Source organism: Halomonas ramblicola (genome assembly GCF_030409215.1).
Classification (GTDB): Bacteria; Pseudomonadota; Gammaproteobacteria; order Pseudomonadales; family Halomonadaceae; genus Halomonas; species Halomonas ramblicola.
Genome location: NZ_JAUFPL010000034.1, coordinates 468,818 through 485,047 on the forward strand (window position 1 = coordinate 468,818; position 16,230 = coordinate 485,047).

General features: G+C 68.6%; 19 protein-coding genes and 1 pseudogene. 9 read left to right on the plus strand and 11 right to left on the minus strand.

Going from position 1 to position 16,230, the window contains the following annotated elements; genetic code table 11:
- Window positions 1-37: 37 nt before the first annotated feature.
- Window positions 38-751, minus strand: a complete 714-nt coding sequence (locus QWY80_RS19265) for a DUF899 domain-containing protein (protein ID WP_290235432.1) — start codon at window positions 749-751, stop codon at window positions 38-40.
- Between the two features lie 129 nt (window positions 752-880).
- Between QWY80_RS19265 and QWY80_RS19270 the strand changes: the two genes are divergently transcribed.
- The 7 genes from QWY80_RS19270 to QWY80_RS19300 all read left to right on the plus strand — a co-directional run bounded on the left by QWY80_RS19270 (window position 881) and on the right by QWY80_RS19300 (window position 7,582).
- Entirely contained in the window at window positions 881-2,101 is a 1,221-nt protein-coding gene (locus tag QWY80_RS19270) for a helix-turn-helix domain-containing protein (protein WP_290235433.1), read from the plus strand.
- A 37-nt stretch (window positions 2,102-2,138) separates the two neighbouring features.
- Window positions 2,139-2,771: a Vgb family protein gene (locus QWY80_RS19275; RefSeq protein ID WP_290235435.1), complete on the plus strand. Its 633-nt coding sequence runs from the start codon at window positions 2,139-2,141 to the stop codon at window positions 2,769-2,771.
- Between the two features lie 276 nt (window positions 2,772-3,047).
- Window positions 3,048-4,343 carry an ABC transporter substrate-binding protein gene (locus tag QWY80_RS19280; protein WP_290235438.1) on the plus strand — a complete coding sequence of 432 codons (1,296 nt, stop codon included), beginning with the start codon at window positions 3,048-3,050 and terminating at the stop codon, window positions 4,341-4,343.
- 9 nt (window positions 4,344-4,352) lie between these two features.
- Window positions 4,353-5,405 (plus strand): ABC transporter ATP-binding protein, encoded by a 1,053-nt coding sequence (locus QWY80_RS19285; RefSeq protein WP_290235441.1) that lies wholly within the window; start codon window positions 4,353-4,355, stop codon window positions 5,403-5,405.
- Window positions 5,402-6,379, plus strand: coding sequence for a carbohydrate ABC transporter permease (locus QWY80_RS19290; RefSeq protein ID WP_290235444.1), 978 nt, complete (start codon window positions 5,402-5,404; stop codon window positions 6,377-6,379). Before QWY80_RS19285 ends, QWY80_RS19290 begins: the two co-directional genes overlap by 4 nt.
- An 11-nt stretch (window positions 6,380-6,390) precedes the next feature.
- Window positions 6,391-7,230: a carbohydrate ABC transporter permease gene (locus tag QWY80_RS19295; protein WP_290235447.1), complete on the plus strand. Its 840-nt coding sequence runs from the start codon at window positions 6,391-6,393 to the stop codon at window positions 7,228-7,230.
- 64 nt (window positions 7,231-7,294) lie between these two features.
- Window positions 7,295-7,582, plus strand: a complete 288-nt coding sequence (locus QWY80_RS19300) for a GYD domain-containing protein (RefSeq protein WP_290235450.1) — start codon at window positions 7,295-7,297, stop codon at window positions 7,580-7,582.
- Between the two features lie 94 nt (window positions 7,583-7,676).
- On the opposite strand, the gene QWY80_RS19305 is transcribed toward QWY80_RS19300, so the two are convergent.
- The 3 genes from QWY80_RS19305 to QWY80_RS19315 form a co-directional block, all read right to left on the minus strand.
- A complete protein-coding gene (locus QWY80_RS19305) occupies window positions 7,677-8,456 on the minus strand; it encodes a PhzF family phenazine biosynthesis protein (RefSeq protein WP_290235453.1) in 780 nt (259 codons plus the stop codon).
- A 369-nt stretch (window positions 8,457-8,825) separates the two neighbouring features.
- Window positions 8,826-9,473: an MBL fold metallo-hydrolase gene (locus QWY80_RS19310; RefSeq protein ID WP_290235454.1), complete on the minus strand. Its 648-nt coding sequence runs from the start codon at window positions 9,471-9,473 to the stop codon at window positions 8,826-8,828.
- Window positions 9,474-9,605: 132 nt separating this feature from the next.
- Window positions 9,606-10,001: a GNAT family N-acetyltransferase gene (locus QWY80_RS19315; RefSeq protein ID WP_290235457.1), complete on the minus strand. Its 396-nt coding sequence runs from the start codon at window positions 9,999-10,001 to the stop codon at window positions 9,606-9,608.
- A gap of 198 nt (window positions 10,002-10,199) precedes the next feature.
- Between QWY80_RS19315 and QWY80_RS19320 the strand changes: the two are divergent.
- Window positions 10,200-10,691 (plus strand): annotated as a pseudogene (locus QWY80_RS19320) (carbohydrate ABC transporter permease); the annotation flags it as partial.
- A 99-nt stretch (window positions 10,692-10,790) separates the two neighbouring features.
- Here QWY80_RS19320 and QWY80_RS19325 read toward each other — a convergent pair.
- From QWY80_RS19325 to QWY80_RS19335, 3 genes are all read right to left on the minus strand, one after another.
- Complete coding sequence (locus QWY80_RS19325) at window positions 10,791-11,204, minus strand: VOC family protein (protein ID WP_290235459.1); 414 nt, start codon at window positions 11,202-11,204, stop codon at window positions 10,791-10,793.
- Window positions 11,205-11,318: 114 nt separating this feature from the next.
- The gene (locus QWY80_RS19330; protein WP_290235463.1) at window positions 11,319-11,837 is read right to left on the minus strand and encodes a GNAT family N-acetyltransferase; all 519 of its coding nucleotides are present in this window, start codon (window positions 11,835-11,837) and stop codon (window positions 11,319-11,321) included.
- 116 nt (window positions 11,838-11,953) lie between these two features.
- The gene (locus QWY80_RS19335; protein WP_290235466.1) at window positions 11,954-12,880 is read right to left on the minus strand and encodes a DMT family transporter; all 927 of its coding nucleotides are present in this window, start codon (window positions 12,878-12,880) and stop codon (window positions 11,954-11,956) included.
- Window positions 12,881-12,958: 78 nt separating this feature from the next.
- Here QWY80_RS19335 and QWY80_RS19340 point away from each other — a divergent pair, with 78 nt between their 5' ends.
- Complete coding sequence (locus QWY80_RS19340; RefSeq protein ID WP_290235469.1) at window positions 12,959-13,861, plus strand: LysR family transcriptional regulator; 903 nt, start codon at window positions 12,959-12,961, stop codon at window positions 13,859-13,861.
- Between the two features lie 31 nt (window positions 13,862-13,892).
- Here the strand turns inward: QWY80_RS19340 and QWY80_RS19345 are convergent, their stop codons facing one another.
- The 4 genes from QWY80_RS19345 to QWY80_RS19360 form a co-directional block, all read right to left on the minus strand.
- Entirely contained in the window at window positions 13,893-14,723 is an 831-nt protein-coding gene (locus QWY80_RS19345; protein WP_290235472.1) for a CheR family methyltransferase, read from the minus strand.
- Between the two features lie 166 nt (window positions 14,724-14,889).
- Window positions 14,890-15,345, minus strand: a complete 456-nt coding sequence (locus tag QWY80_RS19350; protein WP_290235475.1) for a YchJ family protein — start codon at window positions 15,343-15,345, stop codon at window positions 14,890-14,892.
- 189 nt (window positions 15,346-15,534) lie between these two features.
- Window positions 15,535-15,828 carry a PhzF family phenazine biosynthesis protein gene (locus QWY80_RS19355; protein WP_290235478.1) on the minus strand — a complete coding sequence of 98 codons (294 nt, stop codon included), beginning with the start codon at window positions 15,826-15,828 and terminating at the stop codon, window positions 15,535-15,537.
- A gap of 37 nt (window positions 15,829-15,865) precedes the next feature.
- Window positions 15,866-16,230 (minus strand): integrase core domain-containing protein (locus QWY80_RS19360; protein WP_290235480.1); only part of this gene is annotated, 365 nt, incomplete at its 5' end.

Consider the following 16,230-nt stretch of genomic DNA (forward strand, 5'->3'; position numbering starts at 1 on the left):
TCGGGATGCCGATGGGAGAGCGCCCCCACGACTGGCTTCAGCGCGCGTCGTACTCGTCGTGGCGGCGCCACCATGGTTCTTCGAGCCCGTCCTCGTTCCTGCCCCATGGGGCGAGGTCGAAGAAACGGTAAACGCCCATCAAGGCCTCGGTGCCACGGGCGTAGGTGGAGTACGCGTGGTAGACCGCACCGTCCTGGAGCGCGAACACGCTCATGCCTTCCTTCTGCGGCTCGGGCTGGTCGACATGCTGGTAGTTGTAGTCGGTGCCATGTCTCTGCTGCTCCTCGGTGAAGGCGGCGCCGAAGTCGTACCTGAAATCGCTCCCCAGCGACGAAACCCAGGGAAATTGCCAGCGCATCTGCCGCTTGTAGTCCTGGAGCTCCGTCAAAGGGGCGATCGACTCACAAACGAGGGTAACGTCGCGGCCATTCAAGTGGGGGATGACACCGTCGAAGTGATCGGCAATCAAGGAGCATCCGGTGCAGCCCCGGCGCTCGTCGGTGAGCCGGTATCCGTAGCCGAACATGAAATGATAGACGAGGAGCTGCGAGCGTCCCTGGAAGAGGTCCGCCAGCGAGGCGCTGCCGTCCCCGGTCTCGAACCGGTATGTCTTGTCGACCCGCACCCACGGCAGCGCCTGGCGCCGCCGCGCCAGCTCGTCGCTGCGCCGCGTGAGTTCCTTCTCGGCCTCGAGCAGCTCGAGCCGTGCCGCCAGCCACTCTTCGCGTGTTCCGGTCTGGTGTGTCGTCATCGTCCTGCCCTCCCGTCGTCGGCCGTTCCGATTCGTCCCGCGCCCTGTGGCACCGGGGCTGCGTGGTCATGGGATATAGTGTGTGCCGGATGATCGAACGCTGGGAGTAACAAGTGTGGCGGGATTCCCATGGACTCACTGATCACGGCCGCAGGCCGTGCGCTCACCGCGGGTGATCCCCTCGACGCCCTGAACCGGGTCGCCCTGCGCGACGATGCCCCGGCGCTCGCACTGCGCGGGATCGCGATGGCGCAGCTCGGCGATCTCGAACGGGCGAGGGGGCTCCTGCAACGTGCGGCGCGTGCCTTCGGCCCACGAGAGGCCATGGCCCGGGCCCGGTGCGTCGTCGCCGAGGCCGAGATCGCCCTCGCCTCGCGCGATCTCGGCTGGCCCGCGAAGGCACTCGACACGGCGCGGGCGACCCTCGAGGCGCACGGCGACCGGGCGAACGCCGCCCATGCGCGCTATCTCGGGGCCCGGCGCCTGCTGCTGATCGGCCGCCTGGACGAGGCGGAGCATGCCCTCGCCGGGCTCGATCCCGCGCCCTTCCCGCCCGCCTTGCGGACGGTCCACGCCCTGGTGGCGGCGGGGATCGCCATGCGCCGCCTGCGCACCGAGGCGGCCCGCGCGGCGCTCGCACGGGCCGAGCTCACCGCGCACCAGGCCGGGATCCCGGCGCTGACGGCGGAGGTCGAAGGCGCCGTCCGCGTCCTGGACACCCCCGCGGCGCGTCGGATAGCGCAAGGCGAAGAACGGCTGCTGCGGCTCGAGGAGGTCGAGGCGCTACTGGCGTCGCCAGCGCTTATCGTGGACGCCTGCCGCCATGTCGTGCGTGACGCCCGCACGGTGATCTCGCTCGCCCGGCGCCCGGTGCTGTTCGCGCTCGCCCGCTTGCTGGGCGAGGCCTGGCCCGGCGATGTGCCGCGGGACACGCTCATCGCCCGCGCCTTCCGGACGAAGTTCGCCGACGACTCGCATCGCGCGCGACTGCGTGTCGAGGTCGGACGACTGCGCACGGCGCTGGGGCCGTTGGCCGACGTGCGCGCGACGCGGCGCGGCTTCCAGCTGGTGCCGCACGGTGCCGACGAGGTCGTGGTGCTGGCGCGGCCGATCGAGGAGAGGCATGCCGCGGTGCTCGCCCTGCTGGCCGACGGCGAGCCGTGGGCGAGCTCGGCCCTGGCACTGGCGCTCGGCACCAGCCAGCGCACCGTGCAGCGCGCCCTCGATTCGCTGGCGGCGGCGGGCCAGGTGCAGTCCCTCGGCCGCGGGCGAGCGCGCCGCTGGATGACCCCGCCCGTGCCGGGATTCACGACAACCTTGTTACTCCCCGGCCCATTCCCCGGTGACTAGGCTGGAAGCCTGAAGTCCAAATGATGAGGGAAAGACAATGAATCGCTCAACCACCGACATCCTCCACGAGTATGGCCCCTTTCCCGGCGTCGACGCCGTGCATGGGGTTTCCTATGACGGCCGGCGCGTCTGGCTCGCCACCGGCGATACCCTGACCGCCCTCGATCCGGCCAGCGGCGAGACGCTGCGCTCGCTCGACGTCGCCGCCCATGCGGGCACGGCCTTCGACGGGGAGCACCTGTTCCAGATCACCGAGGACCGCATCCAGAAGCTCGACCCGCAGACCGGCCGCGTGCTCGCCTCGATCCCGGCGCCCCCCGGCGGCGGCAACTCGGGGCTCGCCTGGGCCGAGGGCTCGCTCTGGGTAGGGCAGTACCGGGACCGCCGGATCCAGCAGGTCGATCCGCAGACCGGGGCGGTGCTTCGCACCATCGAGGCCACCCGCTTCGTCACCGGGGTCACCTGGGTCGACGGCGAGCTCTGGCACGGCACCTGGGAAGAGGACGCCAGCGACTTGCGGCGCATCGATCCGCGCACGGGCGAAGTCCTGGCGTGTCTCGAGATGCCGGCGGGGATGGGCGTGTCGGGGCTCGAGTCCGATGGCGGCGATCGCTTCTTCTGCGGCGGCGGCAACAGTGGGACGCTGCGAGCCGTGCGCCGCCCCCGGTAGGGAGATGCGGGCGGCGACGCCCACCGCTGCCCCGCGCCGGCGATAGAGGCATCCTGAAGGTCGCTTTGACAGCCCCCCGCCACCACCTAGACTGCATAGGGAAACAACTCATCGAGAGGTGTCAGTATGTTGTACCACAGCATACGGGACCGTCTCCTTGTCCTGCGCGGGGCGAGCCTTGGCCTAGGGGCCGCGTTCGTTCTGGTCCTTGCGCCCACGACCGCCCTCGCACAGAACGAGCCCCCCGATCCCGAATTCCGCACCAGCTACGGGGAGATGACCTTCCCCGAGCAGTTCCCCGACGGCACCGCCATCAGCCTCACCCAATGGAGCCACTTCGTGCCACGCTACGACGAGTGGTTCCAGGAGTACGCCCAGCAGTGGGGCGAGGCGCACAACGTCGAGGTCACGGTGAACATGATCAACCTGGCCGACCTGACGTCAACGCTCTCGGCCTCCATCGCCGCCGAGGAGGGGGCGACGGTGTTCGAGATGGTCGCCCCACCCACGGCGTTCATCGATGGCCTGCAATCGCTGGCGGACGTCAACCAGGCCGCGGCGGAAGCCTTCGGCGAGCGCTCCGGCACCTGCGAGCGCTCCAGCTACCTGCCCGCCACCGACACCTGGTACGGCTTCTGCCACGGCTGGGTGCCGGACCCCGGCGACTATCGTCGCTCGCTGTGGGACGACGCCGGCTTCCCCGAGGGCCCCGTAACCTACCAGGACCTGCTCGAGGGTGGCGCGAAGATCTTCGAGGACAACGGCCTCCCGGTGGCGGTAGGCATGTCGCCGGAGATCGACTCCGAGTTCTATGCCCGTGCGCTGATCTGGTCCTACGGCGGCTCGATCCAGGACGAGGACGGCAACGTGACCTTCGACTCGCCCGAGGTGCTCGAGGCGGTGCGCTTCCAGAAGGAGCTGTTCGAGAACGCCATGACGCCGGAGGTCTTTTCCTGGAACGCGGCCTCCAATAACCAGACCTTCATCGGCGGCCGCGCCTCCTATATCCAGAACTCCATCTCCTTCTATCGCAGCGCCCAGGAGTCGGCCCCGGAGATCGCCGCGGACACCGGATTCCGCCCCGGCCTGCAAGGCCCCGGCGGCGAGGTGAAGATGCCCTCCCACGTGTGGTTCATCGACGTGATCCCCAGCTACGTGACGGACCCCGACGAGCTGGCCGCGGCCAAGAAGTTCATGCTCGACCTGGAGAACAACTACGCCAGCGCCTCCTACTACTCGAAGTTCTACAACTTCCCGGCCTTCCCGTCGCGCAGCGAGCAGCTGTTCGCCGAGGACGGCTGGCTGAGCGACGACCCCTGGGGCGCCGAGCCGCCGGACAAGCTGGGCCTGCTCAGGACCGCCGAGGAGTGGACCGCCTGGCTCGGCTACCCCGGCTACGCCAACCCGGCGATCAGCGAGGTGTACGAGTCCCACCTGCTGTCCAGCATGATGGCCGACGTCGCCCGCGGCGAGAAGACGCCGGAAGAGGCGATCGCCGACACCAACGCCGAGATCGAGGAGATCTTCGCCAAGTGGCGTGACCGCGGGATGATCGGTAGCGGTGGCGACTGACGAACCCTTATGGCGATACTGACGACGCGGGCACTCAAGAAGCACTACGGCCGCATCATCGCCGTCGACGGGGTCGACATGGAGACCCGCGACGGCGAGCTGCTCGCCGTGCTCGGCCCCTCCGGCTCGGGCAAGACCACCCTGATGCGGCTGGTCGCCGGCCTGGAGGAGCCCAGCGCCGGCGAGCTGTTCATCGACGGGCGCTCCATCGTCGGCGTCCCGCCGCGCAGCCGCAACATCGCCATGGTGTTCCAGAACTACGCGCTCTACCCCAACATGACGGTGCGCGACAACATCCTGTTTCCGCTGCGCGCGCGCAAGATGCCGCCGGACGAGCAGCGCCGCCAGCTGGACTGGGTGGCCGGCATCCTCGAGATCACCGACCTGCTCGACCGCCGCCCCACCCGGCTGTCGGGCGGCCAGAGCCAGCGCGTGGCGCTGGCCCGGGCCATGGTGCGCACCCCCGACCTCTTCCTGTTCGACGAGCCGCTGAGCTCGCTGGACGCGCAGATCCGTAGCCAGGCCCGTGGCGAGCTGCGCGAACTCCACGACCGTACCGGTATCACCACCCTCTACGTGACCCACGACCAGACCGAGGCGCTGGGGCTGGCCGATCGCATCATGGTCATGGAGAAGGGAACCGTCCACCAGATCGGCACGCCCCAGCAGCTCTACTACGACCCCGCCGACACCTTCGTCGCCGGCTTCATCGGCGACCCGCCGATGAACCTGCTGCCCCTCGACGGGCGCATCATCGGCGTGCGCCCGGAGCACTTCCATCTCGCCGCCGAGGCGCCGGGCGAGGAGATCGCCCTGGAACTCGACATCGAGGTCGAGCACCTCGAGTTCCTGGGGGCGGAGTGGTTGATCTACGGCGTGGTACGCCGCGGGGTGACCGAGCAGCGGCGCCCGCCGCGGGTCATCGGCCGCCTGCGCCAGGCCGCCGTGCCGACGCTTTCCACCGGCGAGACCCATCACTTCGTGGTGACCCGCCGCGATGCCTGCTTCTTCGACCCCGAGACGGGCCAGCGGCTCTCGCAGGCCAAGGTGGCGGTGGCATGAACGCCGGGCCCACTGGTTCCGACCGGGCCGCCCCCACCCGGCCCGATGGCGCCCTGGCCCGCCTGGCGCTGGCCCTCGAGCGCCCCCGGGTGCTGGGCGCGCTGATGCTCGCCCCGGCGGTGCTCTATGTGGTGGCCTTCGTGGCCGTACCCTTCTTCATCGCCATCGCCCTGAGCATGAGCGATGCCACGGTCGGCGACCCGCAGATCGACACCTTCGTCGGCCTGGACAACTTCATCGCCGTGGTCAGCCAGTCGGGCTTTCGCCTGGCGCTGCGCAACAGCCTGCTGATCACCACCCTGACGGTGCTGATCCTGCTGGTGCTGGCGACCACCGCCGTCGAGCTGCTGGCCCGCGACTTCCGCGGCAAGCGGCTGGTCCAGGTGCTGTTCATGATCCCCTGGGCAATGCCGGTGTCGCTGTCGGCGATCACCTGGCTGTGGGTGCTGGATTCCCAGTACAGCCCCATCGACTGGGTGCTGGTGCAGATCGGGCTGCTCGGCCCGGGCGGCACCTTCGGCCCCTCCTGGAACCTCTTCTACCTAGGCCGGGAGGGCCTAGCGATCGCCTCGATCGTACTGGTCGACGTGTGGCGGACCCTGCCGCTGGCGACCATCATCGTGCTGGCCGGGCGCCTGTCGATTCCCCGCGAGCGCCTCGAACAGGCGCAGCTCGACGGCGCCGGCTTCTTCCGCATCCTGTTCCGCATCATCATCCCCGCGCTGGCCCCGGTGCTGACCGTGGCGATCCTGTTCACCGCCCTGCTGGTGATCGGCGAGATGTCGACCATCGCCCTGCTGACCCGCGGCGGCCCCGGTCACAGCACCCAGATCCTGCCGTTCTGGGCCTACCTCAAGGGCATCAACAGCGGCGACCTGGGCCAGGGCGCGGCCATCGCCCTGTTCCTGTTCCCGGTGCTGCTGGCGGCGGCGATCGTGGCGCTGCGCTTCGCCTATCGTGCGGGCAGGGACTAGGAGGGAGCGTCATGCGAACCGCAACACGCAAGCCGCTCTTCTACGCCGCCATCACCCTGCTGGTGCTGTTCACCACCCTGCCGGTGCTCTATGCGGTGCTCACCATCTTCAAGCGCGAGAGCGAGCTCTACCGCTTCGGCTCCAACCCCTTCATCTACGAGACCTCGCCGACCCTGGAGCACCTGATCTACCTGTTCACCGACACGGCCTTTCCCACCTTCGCCCTCAACTCCATCATCATCGGGCTGCTGGTGGTGGCCATCACCGTGGTGCTGGCCGTGCCGGCGGCCTACGCCCTGGCGCGGCTGACCGGCAACTGGGGCGAGCGCTCCGGCATGGCGATCTTCCTGGTCTACCTGATTCCCCCCACGCTGCTGTTCATCCCGCTGTTCCGCATCGTGGTGGCCCTGGGGCTGGCCAACACCATCTGGTCGCTGGTGCTGGTGCTGCCGACCATCACCATCCCCTTCTGTACCTGGCTGCTGCTGGGGTTCTTCCGCTCGGTACCGCCGCAGCTGGACGAGGCCGCGCTGCTGGATGGCTGCACCCGCCTCGAGGCGTTCTGGAAGGTGGTACTGCCCCAGGCCCTGCCCGGCATCGGCGCCTGCATCGTGTTCGCCTTCTCGCTGTCGCTGTCCAACTACATCTACGCGGTGACCTTCGTCAGCGAATCGGCGGCGCGCAACATCAGCGCCGGCGTGCCCACCGAGCTGATCCGCGGCGACGTCTACTTCTGGCCGTCGCTGATGGCCGCCACCACGGTGGTGGCGATCCCGCTCGGCATCGCCTACGGCCTGCTGTTCGACTACCTGGTACGCGGCTTCCAGAGCGCCGGCGCCGGCGGGGAGTGAGGGGCGAGGAGTCGAGGCGTCTATACTGTCAGACGCATTCATCGGGGAAGGGGAGATACCCACCATGTCCACGTACCTGATTCTCACCCGTCTGGAACCCACAGCAGTATCGGACCCCAGCGAACTGAAGACGATCGCGGCCACCGTGAAGGCCAAGATCAAGGAGCGCTGCCCAGGAGTCCACTGGAAGGATAGCTACGCGACCTTGGGACAATTCGACGTCATCGATATAGTGGAAGGCGATGACCCCAAGGAGGTGGAGCGGGCGGCCATGATCATTCGCTCCTATGGCCACGGCAGCACGGAAACGCTACTGGCGACGCCGTGGGATGAGTTCCTGGCTGCCATGTGAATAGCATGACGTCAGCGGGGTTGGGGCAGGAGACAGTCCTGCCCCTGCCATCACCAGGGTGGGCGGTTTGACGCCGCAGGGATGCCCGGCGCTTTCAGACGTGGATCGTGCCCGTGAGGTAAGGCACCACCTGGCCCGTCAGGACGACGCGCTCCCCGTCGACCTCGCAGACTAGCTCGCCCTGACGGCGACCGCCCTGGCGGGACGTGAGGCGCCGCTTGCCCAGGCGCCGGCTCCAATAGGGGGCCAGGGAGGTATGGGCCGAGCCGGTCACCGGGTCCTCGTCGACCCCCACCTTGGGACCGAACCACCGCGATACGATATCGAACTCGCGGCCGGGGGCGGTGACCACGACACCACGTCCCGGCAAGGCCGCGAGCGCCCGCAGGTCGGGCGCCAGCGCCACGACGCTGGCCTCGTCATCCACGGCCACCAGGATATCGTCTGTCATCTGGACGTCCGCGCTCGCCAGCCCCAGGGCCGCCAGGACGGCGTCGGGCTCCGCCACCGGCTCGGGATGCTTGGCCGGGAAGTCCATCGCCAATGCCTCGCCCGCCCGGCTGACCCGCAACTCACCGCTGCGCGTGAAGAAACGCAGCGTCTCGCGCGGTTCCCCCAGCGCGTTGAAGAGCACCCAGGCACTGGCCAGGGTGGCATGCCCACACAGCTCGACCTCTACGCTCGGCGTGAACCAGCGCAGTCGATACCCCTCCCCCTCTCGCACGAAGAAGGCCGTTTCGGACAGATTGTTCTCCGTCGCAATGGCCTGCAACAGGGCATCGTCCGGCCACTCGGCGAGCGGACACACGGCGGCGGGATTGCCCTCGAAAGGACGCCGGGCGAAGGCGTCGAGATGGTAGAGATCGAGCTTCATGGGGAGCAGCATCCTCTGTGATCTATCATGGGTTCCGGTGTGAGATAGGCGACACGCCCTTGGTTCGCCGAGGCAACGGGCCCAGGTAGCTTAGCGCATCGCTATCCGGCCGGTCGCCACCTGCCACTCGACGGTCTCGCGCCCAACCCGGGCGCGCGTCGTACTCGTCGTGGCGGCGCCACCACAACCCCTTTGGCGGCAAACTCCGGTCCTTTGTCGGTGAGCTCCGGACCGTTGGTCGGAAGGTCCGAACCTTTGGATGGTCCAAGGGACATTACCGCGCCCGTGGCGATGGCTACTGGACATGATGCTGGCCGAGCTGCGGGAGGAGCGTTATGGCCGGCAGGCGGCCCTGGGGAGGAGGCCGACTCAGGAACCGCGCAGCTCGGCGAGGGCCCGCTCGACCAGCTCGGGCCAGGCTCCCGGCGCGAGTTCCTGATAGCCGCTCTCGCCGGTGAAGGCGCTGGAGAAGATGACATCCGGGTCCAGGGTCTCGAGCAGGCCGAGGCTCTCGATCAGCTGCCGGCGATCCTCGGGTGTGTTGTGGCCCGGGATGAAGCCGGCGTGCCAGACGCCTGCCTTGCCGCGATAGAGGGTGTCGCCGGTGAACAGATAGCGCTTGCCGTGGGGCGAGGACACCTGGAAGCAGGTGCTGCCGGGGCTGTGGCCCGGCACCGGAATCGCCTCGATGCCCTCGAGCAGCGCTCCGCGTCGCTCGAAGAGCAGCTCCGGCTCGCGCACCCGAGCGAAGTCGTCGCGCTCGGCCCGGTGGCCGCCCAGGGTCGCGCCGAAGCGTTCGTGGATGGCGTTCAGGCTCTCGCCCAGCTCGTCGCGATGGCTCAGGAACTGGTAGGCCACCCCACCCAGTGTCGCCATCCGCTCGAGCTCGTGGCGATGGCCGGTGTTGTAGAAGAGCACGTTGCCCGCCTCCCGCACGAGCAGGTAGGCATGGGTGGAGAGCCCCGGGAAGGGATGCTCGACCTCGGTTTCCCAGACGTCGGGCTGTACGCGTCGCATGGCCACCTCCGGGGGTGAATCGATCAGCGTCATCCTGAACCTAGGACCTCAACCTGACTCGAGGTCAAATATCCGCTCACCTCCGACCTCACGCCGCCCAGGATGGCAAACGCCGCGCCAGCAGCCAGGCGGTCAGGCCGTGGCGGTGAAGGCCGGATGGAAGGCCACCTCGGCCCGGGGCCGGTCGTCTCCCCAATCGAGGGCCATGAAGTACGCCAGTGGCACGCCCGGCAGGATCAGCCCCGGCACCGCCCGGAAGCCGAAGCGCTGGTAGTAGTCCGGCTCGCCCAGCACCACGCAGCCCCGGGCGCCACGCTCCCGCAGCCTCGCCAGGCACTCTTGCACCAGCGCCGAGCCGATCCCCCTGCCCTGCCACGCCGGCAGCACCGACACCGGCCCCAGCCCGAACCAGTCCGGCGTGCCGTCCGACAGCGTCACCTTCGAGGCCGCCACATGCCCCACCACCTCGCCGTCACTCTCGGCCACCAGCGACACACTCAGCGCGCCCGCTTCGCGCAACGCCCGCACGATATGCTGCTCGGTATGGCTGCTGCGGCGCCTCGCGGAAGGCCGCCACGGTGACGGCCTCGATGGCGTCGACGTCGTCGGGCGTTTCGGGGCGGATGGTGGGGTGCGGTGGCGTCATCACGGCTTGGGCTCCTTGCAAGCGACAGACCCTATTATGGTCGACTGGCGGACCTGTAAGTCAGGAGCGCCGCTCCCCCATTTCCGCTTGCCCTGCTGTTCATCCCGCTGTTCCGCATCGTGGTGGCCCTGGGGCTGGCCCACACCATCTGGTCGCTGGTGCTGGTGCTGCCGACCATCACCATCCCCTTCTGTACCTGGCTGCTGCTGGGGTTCTTCCGCTCGGTACCGCCGCAGCTGGACGAGGCCGCGCTGCTGGATGGCTGCACCCGCCTCGAGGCGTTCTGGAAGGTGGTACTGCCCCAGGCCCTGCCCGGCATCGGCGCCTGCATCGTGTTCGCCTTCTCGCTGTCGCTGTCCAACTACATCTACGCGGTGACCTTCGTCAGCGAATCGGCGGCGCGCAACATCAGCGCCGGCGTGCCCACCGAGCTGATCCGCGGCGACGTCTACTTCTGGCCGTCGCTGATGGCCGCCACCACGGTGGTGGCGATCCCCCTGGGCATCGCCTACGGCCTGCTGTTCGACTACCTGGTACGCGGCTTCCAGAGCGCCGGCGCCGGCGGGGAGTGATCGCCCCCGCCGTGAGCGATGAGCGTACCGCCGGGCCCCAGGCAGAACGATTCGCCAATGCCGAAGGCGAGCATGCGGCCTTCCTGCCGTTACCCCCGCTCAAGCGAGCCAGGTGTTGCCCTGGTCATCGATGGGGAAATAGGGGTTGTGCGCCACTTCCCAGAGATGGCCATCGGGGTCGGCGAAATAGCCAGAATAGCCGCCCCACTCCGCCTTGGCCGCCGGCTTGACGATTCGCCCGCCGGCACGCTGCGCCTCGTCCAGCACCGCGTCGACCTCGGCCTCCGAGCCCACATTGTGGGCCAGGCTGACGCCGGCGAAACCGCTGCCCGCATCGGGCACGCCGGCATCCTTCGCCAGGTCGGCGCGGGAATAGAGCGACAGGATCATCCCATTGAGCTGGAAGAAGACCACCTCGTTCTCCACGGCCATGCCCACCTGCCAGCCCAGCCCCTCCGCGTAGAAGCGGCGCGCCCGCGCCAGGTCCTCCACCCCCAGGGTGATCAGACTCATGCGCTGATCCATACGGCCACCTCCCAAGCTGTGCCGGTATCGGTAGCATCACCATAGCAGCGGGAGATAGCCAAAGCCCGGGAGGGGGCGCACCGCAACGGTCGACTCCGACGCTCAGGCCGTGGCCGCAAAGGCCGGATGGAAGGCCACCTCGCCCCGGGGCCGATCATCGCCCCAATCGAGGGCCATGAAATACGCCGGCGGCACGCCCGGCAGGATCAGCCCCGGCACCACCCGGAAGCCGAAGCGGGCGTAGTAGCCCGGCTCGCCCAGCACCACGCACCCCCGGGCGCCACGCGCCCGCAATCGGGCCAGGCATTCCATTACCAGCGCCGAGCCGATGCCCCGGCCCTGCCACGCCGGCAGCACCGATACCGGCCCCAGCCCGAACCAGTCCGGTGTGCCGTCCGACAGCGTGACCTTTGAGGCCGCCACATGGCCCACCAGCTCGGCGTCGCACTCCGCCACCAGCGACACGCTCAGCGCCCCCGCCGCGCGCAGCGCCCGCACGATATGCTGTTCGGTATGGCTGCTATGCGGCGCCTCGCGAAAGGCCACCTCGGTGACGGCCTCGATGGCCTCGGCGTCGCCGGGCGTTTCGAGGCGGAGGGTGGGATGCGGTGTTGTCGTCACGAGATAGGCCTCCTTACCGGCAGGTGTCCCATTCCCTCAGGCCATGAGGGTCTCTCCCTGAAAGACTCCCGATTTCCACTGGCCTAAGCGTAGCCGAACGCCACTCCGCCACCGCATCAGGCGTCACGGAAGACTCTCTTGAGGAGGGCCACCCCGGGCCAACGGCCAGGCGCGTGGCCGGCGAGGGTCAGTGCGACGCCCACGCCAATCAGCGTCGCCGAGGCGAGGTCTCGAGCGCCCGCCGCCTCATCCAGGGTGACCACACCGAGGCCTAGGGTCACCAGCGGAATCAGGGCCGGGAGAGTCGCGCCCACGACTGGCCCGAGCAACTCGCTGGAGCGATTGAAGGCGAAAACCGCGACGACGCTGACGAGCACGCCCTGGAATAGCGCCTGCATCACGATATCGGGAACCGGGGCGACGGGCAGTTGCGTGGGAAGGGCCGCGACGTAGACCGGCAGGTAGAGGATGGCGGAGCCCACGGCGACGATGGCGGTCGCGTGAAGGGCCGGGATGCCGGCCCTGCGGACGACCAGCGCGTACCCCGCCCACATCATGCCGGTGAAGATCAGGATCAAGTGCCCGATCGACGCCGTCTCAGCCCCTGGCACACCCGCGAAGAAAGACGCACCGACCAGGATCGCCACGACCCCGACGATCCGTGCAGGCCCGATCCTGTCGCCGAAGAGCCTCCAGCCCAGCAGCACGGAGACGACCGCCATCACCCCGGGATTGAGGGAGCCGGCTGCCGATGCCGGCGCGGTCCCCAGGCCGAGCGAGATGAGCAGGATATACGGCGCCCCGAAGCCGGCCACCATGGCCAGGAGCCCCCTTGCGCCCAGCCGGTCCAGGGCAAAGCCGCGCCGGCAGATGACAGGCGCCAGGACCAACGCAGCGACACCGACGCGAAGCGCGGTCAGGTCGTAGGCATTCAGGCTCGTCGTCACGCCGAGCCGCAGCATGACCAGTGACCCGGACCAGATGGCGATGGCAGTCGCGGCCCAGACAAGACCGAGCACGCGCGCTTTCGGTAACGGTGACATTGCCACTCCTCTCGGCTTCGTTTCCGGTAGGAGCTTAGGCTTTGACCAATGTTGAGGAAAACGATATGTTCTCATTCAATGGATCAGGAAATCTCAACCAACCGGCCGAGCGGCGATCCGCATCCCGCCACCCGGACGCTCAATCTAGACGCCGCCCGAACCTTCGTTGCGATTTGCGAAACGGGGAGTTTTCGGCGCGCCGCGGCGCGCGTGAACCGCTCGCCCTCGGCGGTCAGTCTGCAAGTCGGCAAGCTGGAAGAGCAGCTCGGCGTCCGGCTGCTGCATCGCGATGCGCGCCGCGTCCGCCTGACCGACCAGGGAGAAGTGCTGCTCGGCTTCGCGCGGCGTCTCGTCGGGATCAGCGACGAGGCGATGGCGGTGTTCCACGGCTCACCGTTGTCCGGGAGCTTGCGCCTCGCCGCTCCCCATGACCTCGGTGTTTCTCTTGTGCCGGGGCTGCTCCGACGCCTGGCCGAAACGCATCCGCGGATTCGCGTGGACGTCCGGCTCGACTCCAGTGAAACGGTGCAACGTCTCTTCGTGGAGGGCGATGCCAATCTCGCCCTGTTCAACGAGGCAAGCACGCCGCAGATCCCGGCGCGGGATCTCTTTTCCGAAGAACTCCGCTGGTTGATGCGGGACGGCGGCCGTGCCGTAGAGCAAGACCCTCTGCCGCTTGCCGTGGCCCAGATGGGCTGTGCCTGGCGCGACGCCGCCCTCCGCGCACTGGAGGGAGCCGGGCGGTCCTACCGGGTTGCCTATTCCAGCGACACCTCGATGGGCCAGGTAGCGGCCCTGAGCGCGGACCTCGCAGTGGCGGCCCTGCCCGGATCGCTTGCCGACCGCGATCTCGTCGAAGTCCCGGAGCATTGGGGCCTGCCGCCGCTGGGCCGGACCCACATCTATCTGGCCGATGACGACAGTGACACGGCCAAGGCGTTCGCCACTCTGATCACGCCCGATCTACGCTCTATCGCGTAGACCAAGACACGGCCAGCCGCCGAAGCCGGCGTCAATCCTCGCCTTCCCGGCGCCGGTAGACCGGGATCTGTTCATCGGCGAGCTCGAACCCCTCCATCTCCTCCTCCGGCAGCGCCTCCCCGTTTCCCAACACGAGCAGGCCCCCGGGATGCAGGGCACGGTGGAGACGACGGGCGATGTCGCGCTGCAGCTCCCGATCGAAGTAGGTGAACGCCAGGTAGCGACAGGCAATCAGGTGGAAGCGCCGAGCCGGGAACTTCCCGCGAACGTCGCGACGCTCCAGCTCGACGGCCCGGCGATACTCGCGCTTGAGGCAGTCGTGCGCGTCACGGCGCTCGAAGGCGGCGCCTTTCAGCGGCGCAGGAAGGTCCTTGAGGGCGCTGGCGGGGTAGCAGGCCTGCTCGGCACGGGCGAGCTGGTGCGCGTCCACGTCCGAGGCCAGGATCGCCAGGTCGAGTCCGGGGAAGTGAGGCTGGAGGCGCTCGCGCCAGAGGATGGAGAAGGTATAGGGCTCCTCCCCGGCGCCGCACCCCAGGCTCCACACCGTCAGGGCAGCGACGCCCTCCTCCCGGGCCCGCCGGGCCAGCTCCGGGAGGAAGCGACACTCGAGCAGTTCGAAGACCCGTCTGTCGCGCCAGAAGCGCGAGATGGTGATGGGCAGGCAGCCATCGAGCACCTGCCACTCCTGAGGCTGGGCATCCAGGTACAGTCGATACTGGCCGACGTCCTCGATACCGAGCGCGTCCATGCGCCGCTGCACCTTCCGACACACCTGGCGCCGGACCTTGCGAAAGCCCCGCCAGCGCCTGTGGAGGCGGGGCAGGGCCCACTGGAGCAGGTCGACGCAGTCCCGATCCTTCATGCCAAGGAGGCTGCCGGATTTGACCGATCGTAGCGAGGGATTCGGGTTTCGAGACAAGTTTATCGATCTGATGAGGCGAATAGCGGGCTCTTTAACGAATCAGATCGAATGAAATTGGCCGAAAATCCGGATTCCGCAGTAGATCAGCGTTAAGCCCGACAGCCTCCTAGCCGCAGCAGGCCTTGAACTTGCGCCCGCTGCCGCACGGGCAGGGCGCGTTGCGGCCGGGCTTGAGTCGGTGGACGGCGGGGTTGCCATCGAGATAGAACCAACGCCCCGCCTCGCGCACGAAGCGCGACGACTCCTCCAGCACCGCCCAGTGCCGCCCCTCGCGGAAGGTGGCGCGGAAATGCACCCAGCCCCGCTCGCCCTCCTCGCCGCCCTCGAGCACCTCGAGACGCTTCCAGGTGGTCGCGGGGTCCGCTTCCAGGCGCGACGGCCGGGTGCTCGGGTGCCAGGTCGCCAGCAGGTAGTCGGCGAGGTCGAGCACGAAGGCGCTGTAGCGCGAGCGCATCAGCGCCTCGGGGGTCGGCGCCGGCGCGCCGGCGTGATAGCGCCCGCAGCAGGCGGCGGGCGGCCGGCCGCTGCCGCAGGGGCAGGCGGTGCGGTCGGGGTGTGTCATGCAAACCTCGTGTGGTGGCTCCCACTCGTATAGGGCATCCGTTGCCGGAAGAGCAAGGCGGTTCACCGGTCAGCCCACATGCTCAGGCCGTGGCCGCGAAGGCCGCCACGGTGGCCGCCTCGATGGCATCGACCTCGCCGGGCGTTTCGGGGCGGAGGTGAGAGGCGGTGTCGTCATGGGGCGCTTTCCTCAGAGCCAGATCGTCCCTCGCAGGTAGGGGGCCACCTGTCCGGTGAGGATGACCCGGTCGCCCAGACATTCACATGTCAATTGCCCCTGGCGGGCGCCCCCCTGCCGGGCCGTCATTTTCGTCTTGCCCAGCCGCCCGGCCCAGTACGGCGCCAGCGAGGTATGGGCCGAGCCCGTCACCGGGTCCTCCTCGACGCCGGCCTTGGGCCCGAACCAGCGCGAGACGAAGTCGAATTCCCGCCCCGGCGCCGAGACCGCCACACCGCGCCCCGGCAACGCCGCCAGCTTGGCCATCGGTAGTTGTCAAGCAAGTTGTCGTCTCTGAGTTCATTCACGCCGCCCGTTTTTCTGGTTCGGGCGTGGTGACATGCAGTTCCCGCTCCGGGTTGAGCGAGACAGCACCGATGGGCCTCCAGTTGCGGGTCTTGCCGCTCCAGCGGGCGGGGTTGGCCTCACGCGCCGCCTGATTGATGGCGTGGCGCTTGGCCAGCACCTCGGCGTCGTCGCCGGCATGGCGCTGTGCCGGCGTCACCAGGCGAATGCCGCTGTGCCGATGCTCGTGGTTGTACCATTGGACGAAACCATGCACCCTCTGCCTGGCAGCATCGAGGCTGCCGAAGCCGTCTGCCGGATAACAGGGCCGGTACTTGCAGGTACGGAACAGCGACTCCGAGTACGGATTGTCGTTGCTGACCC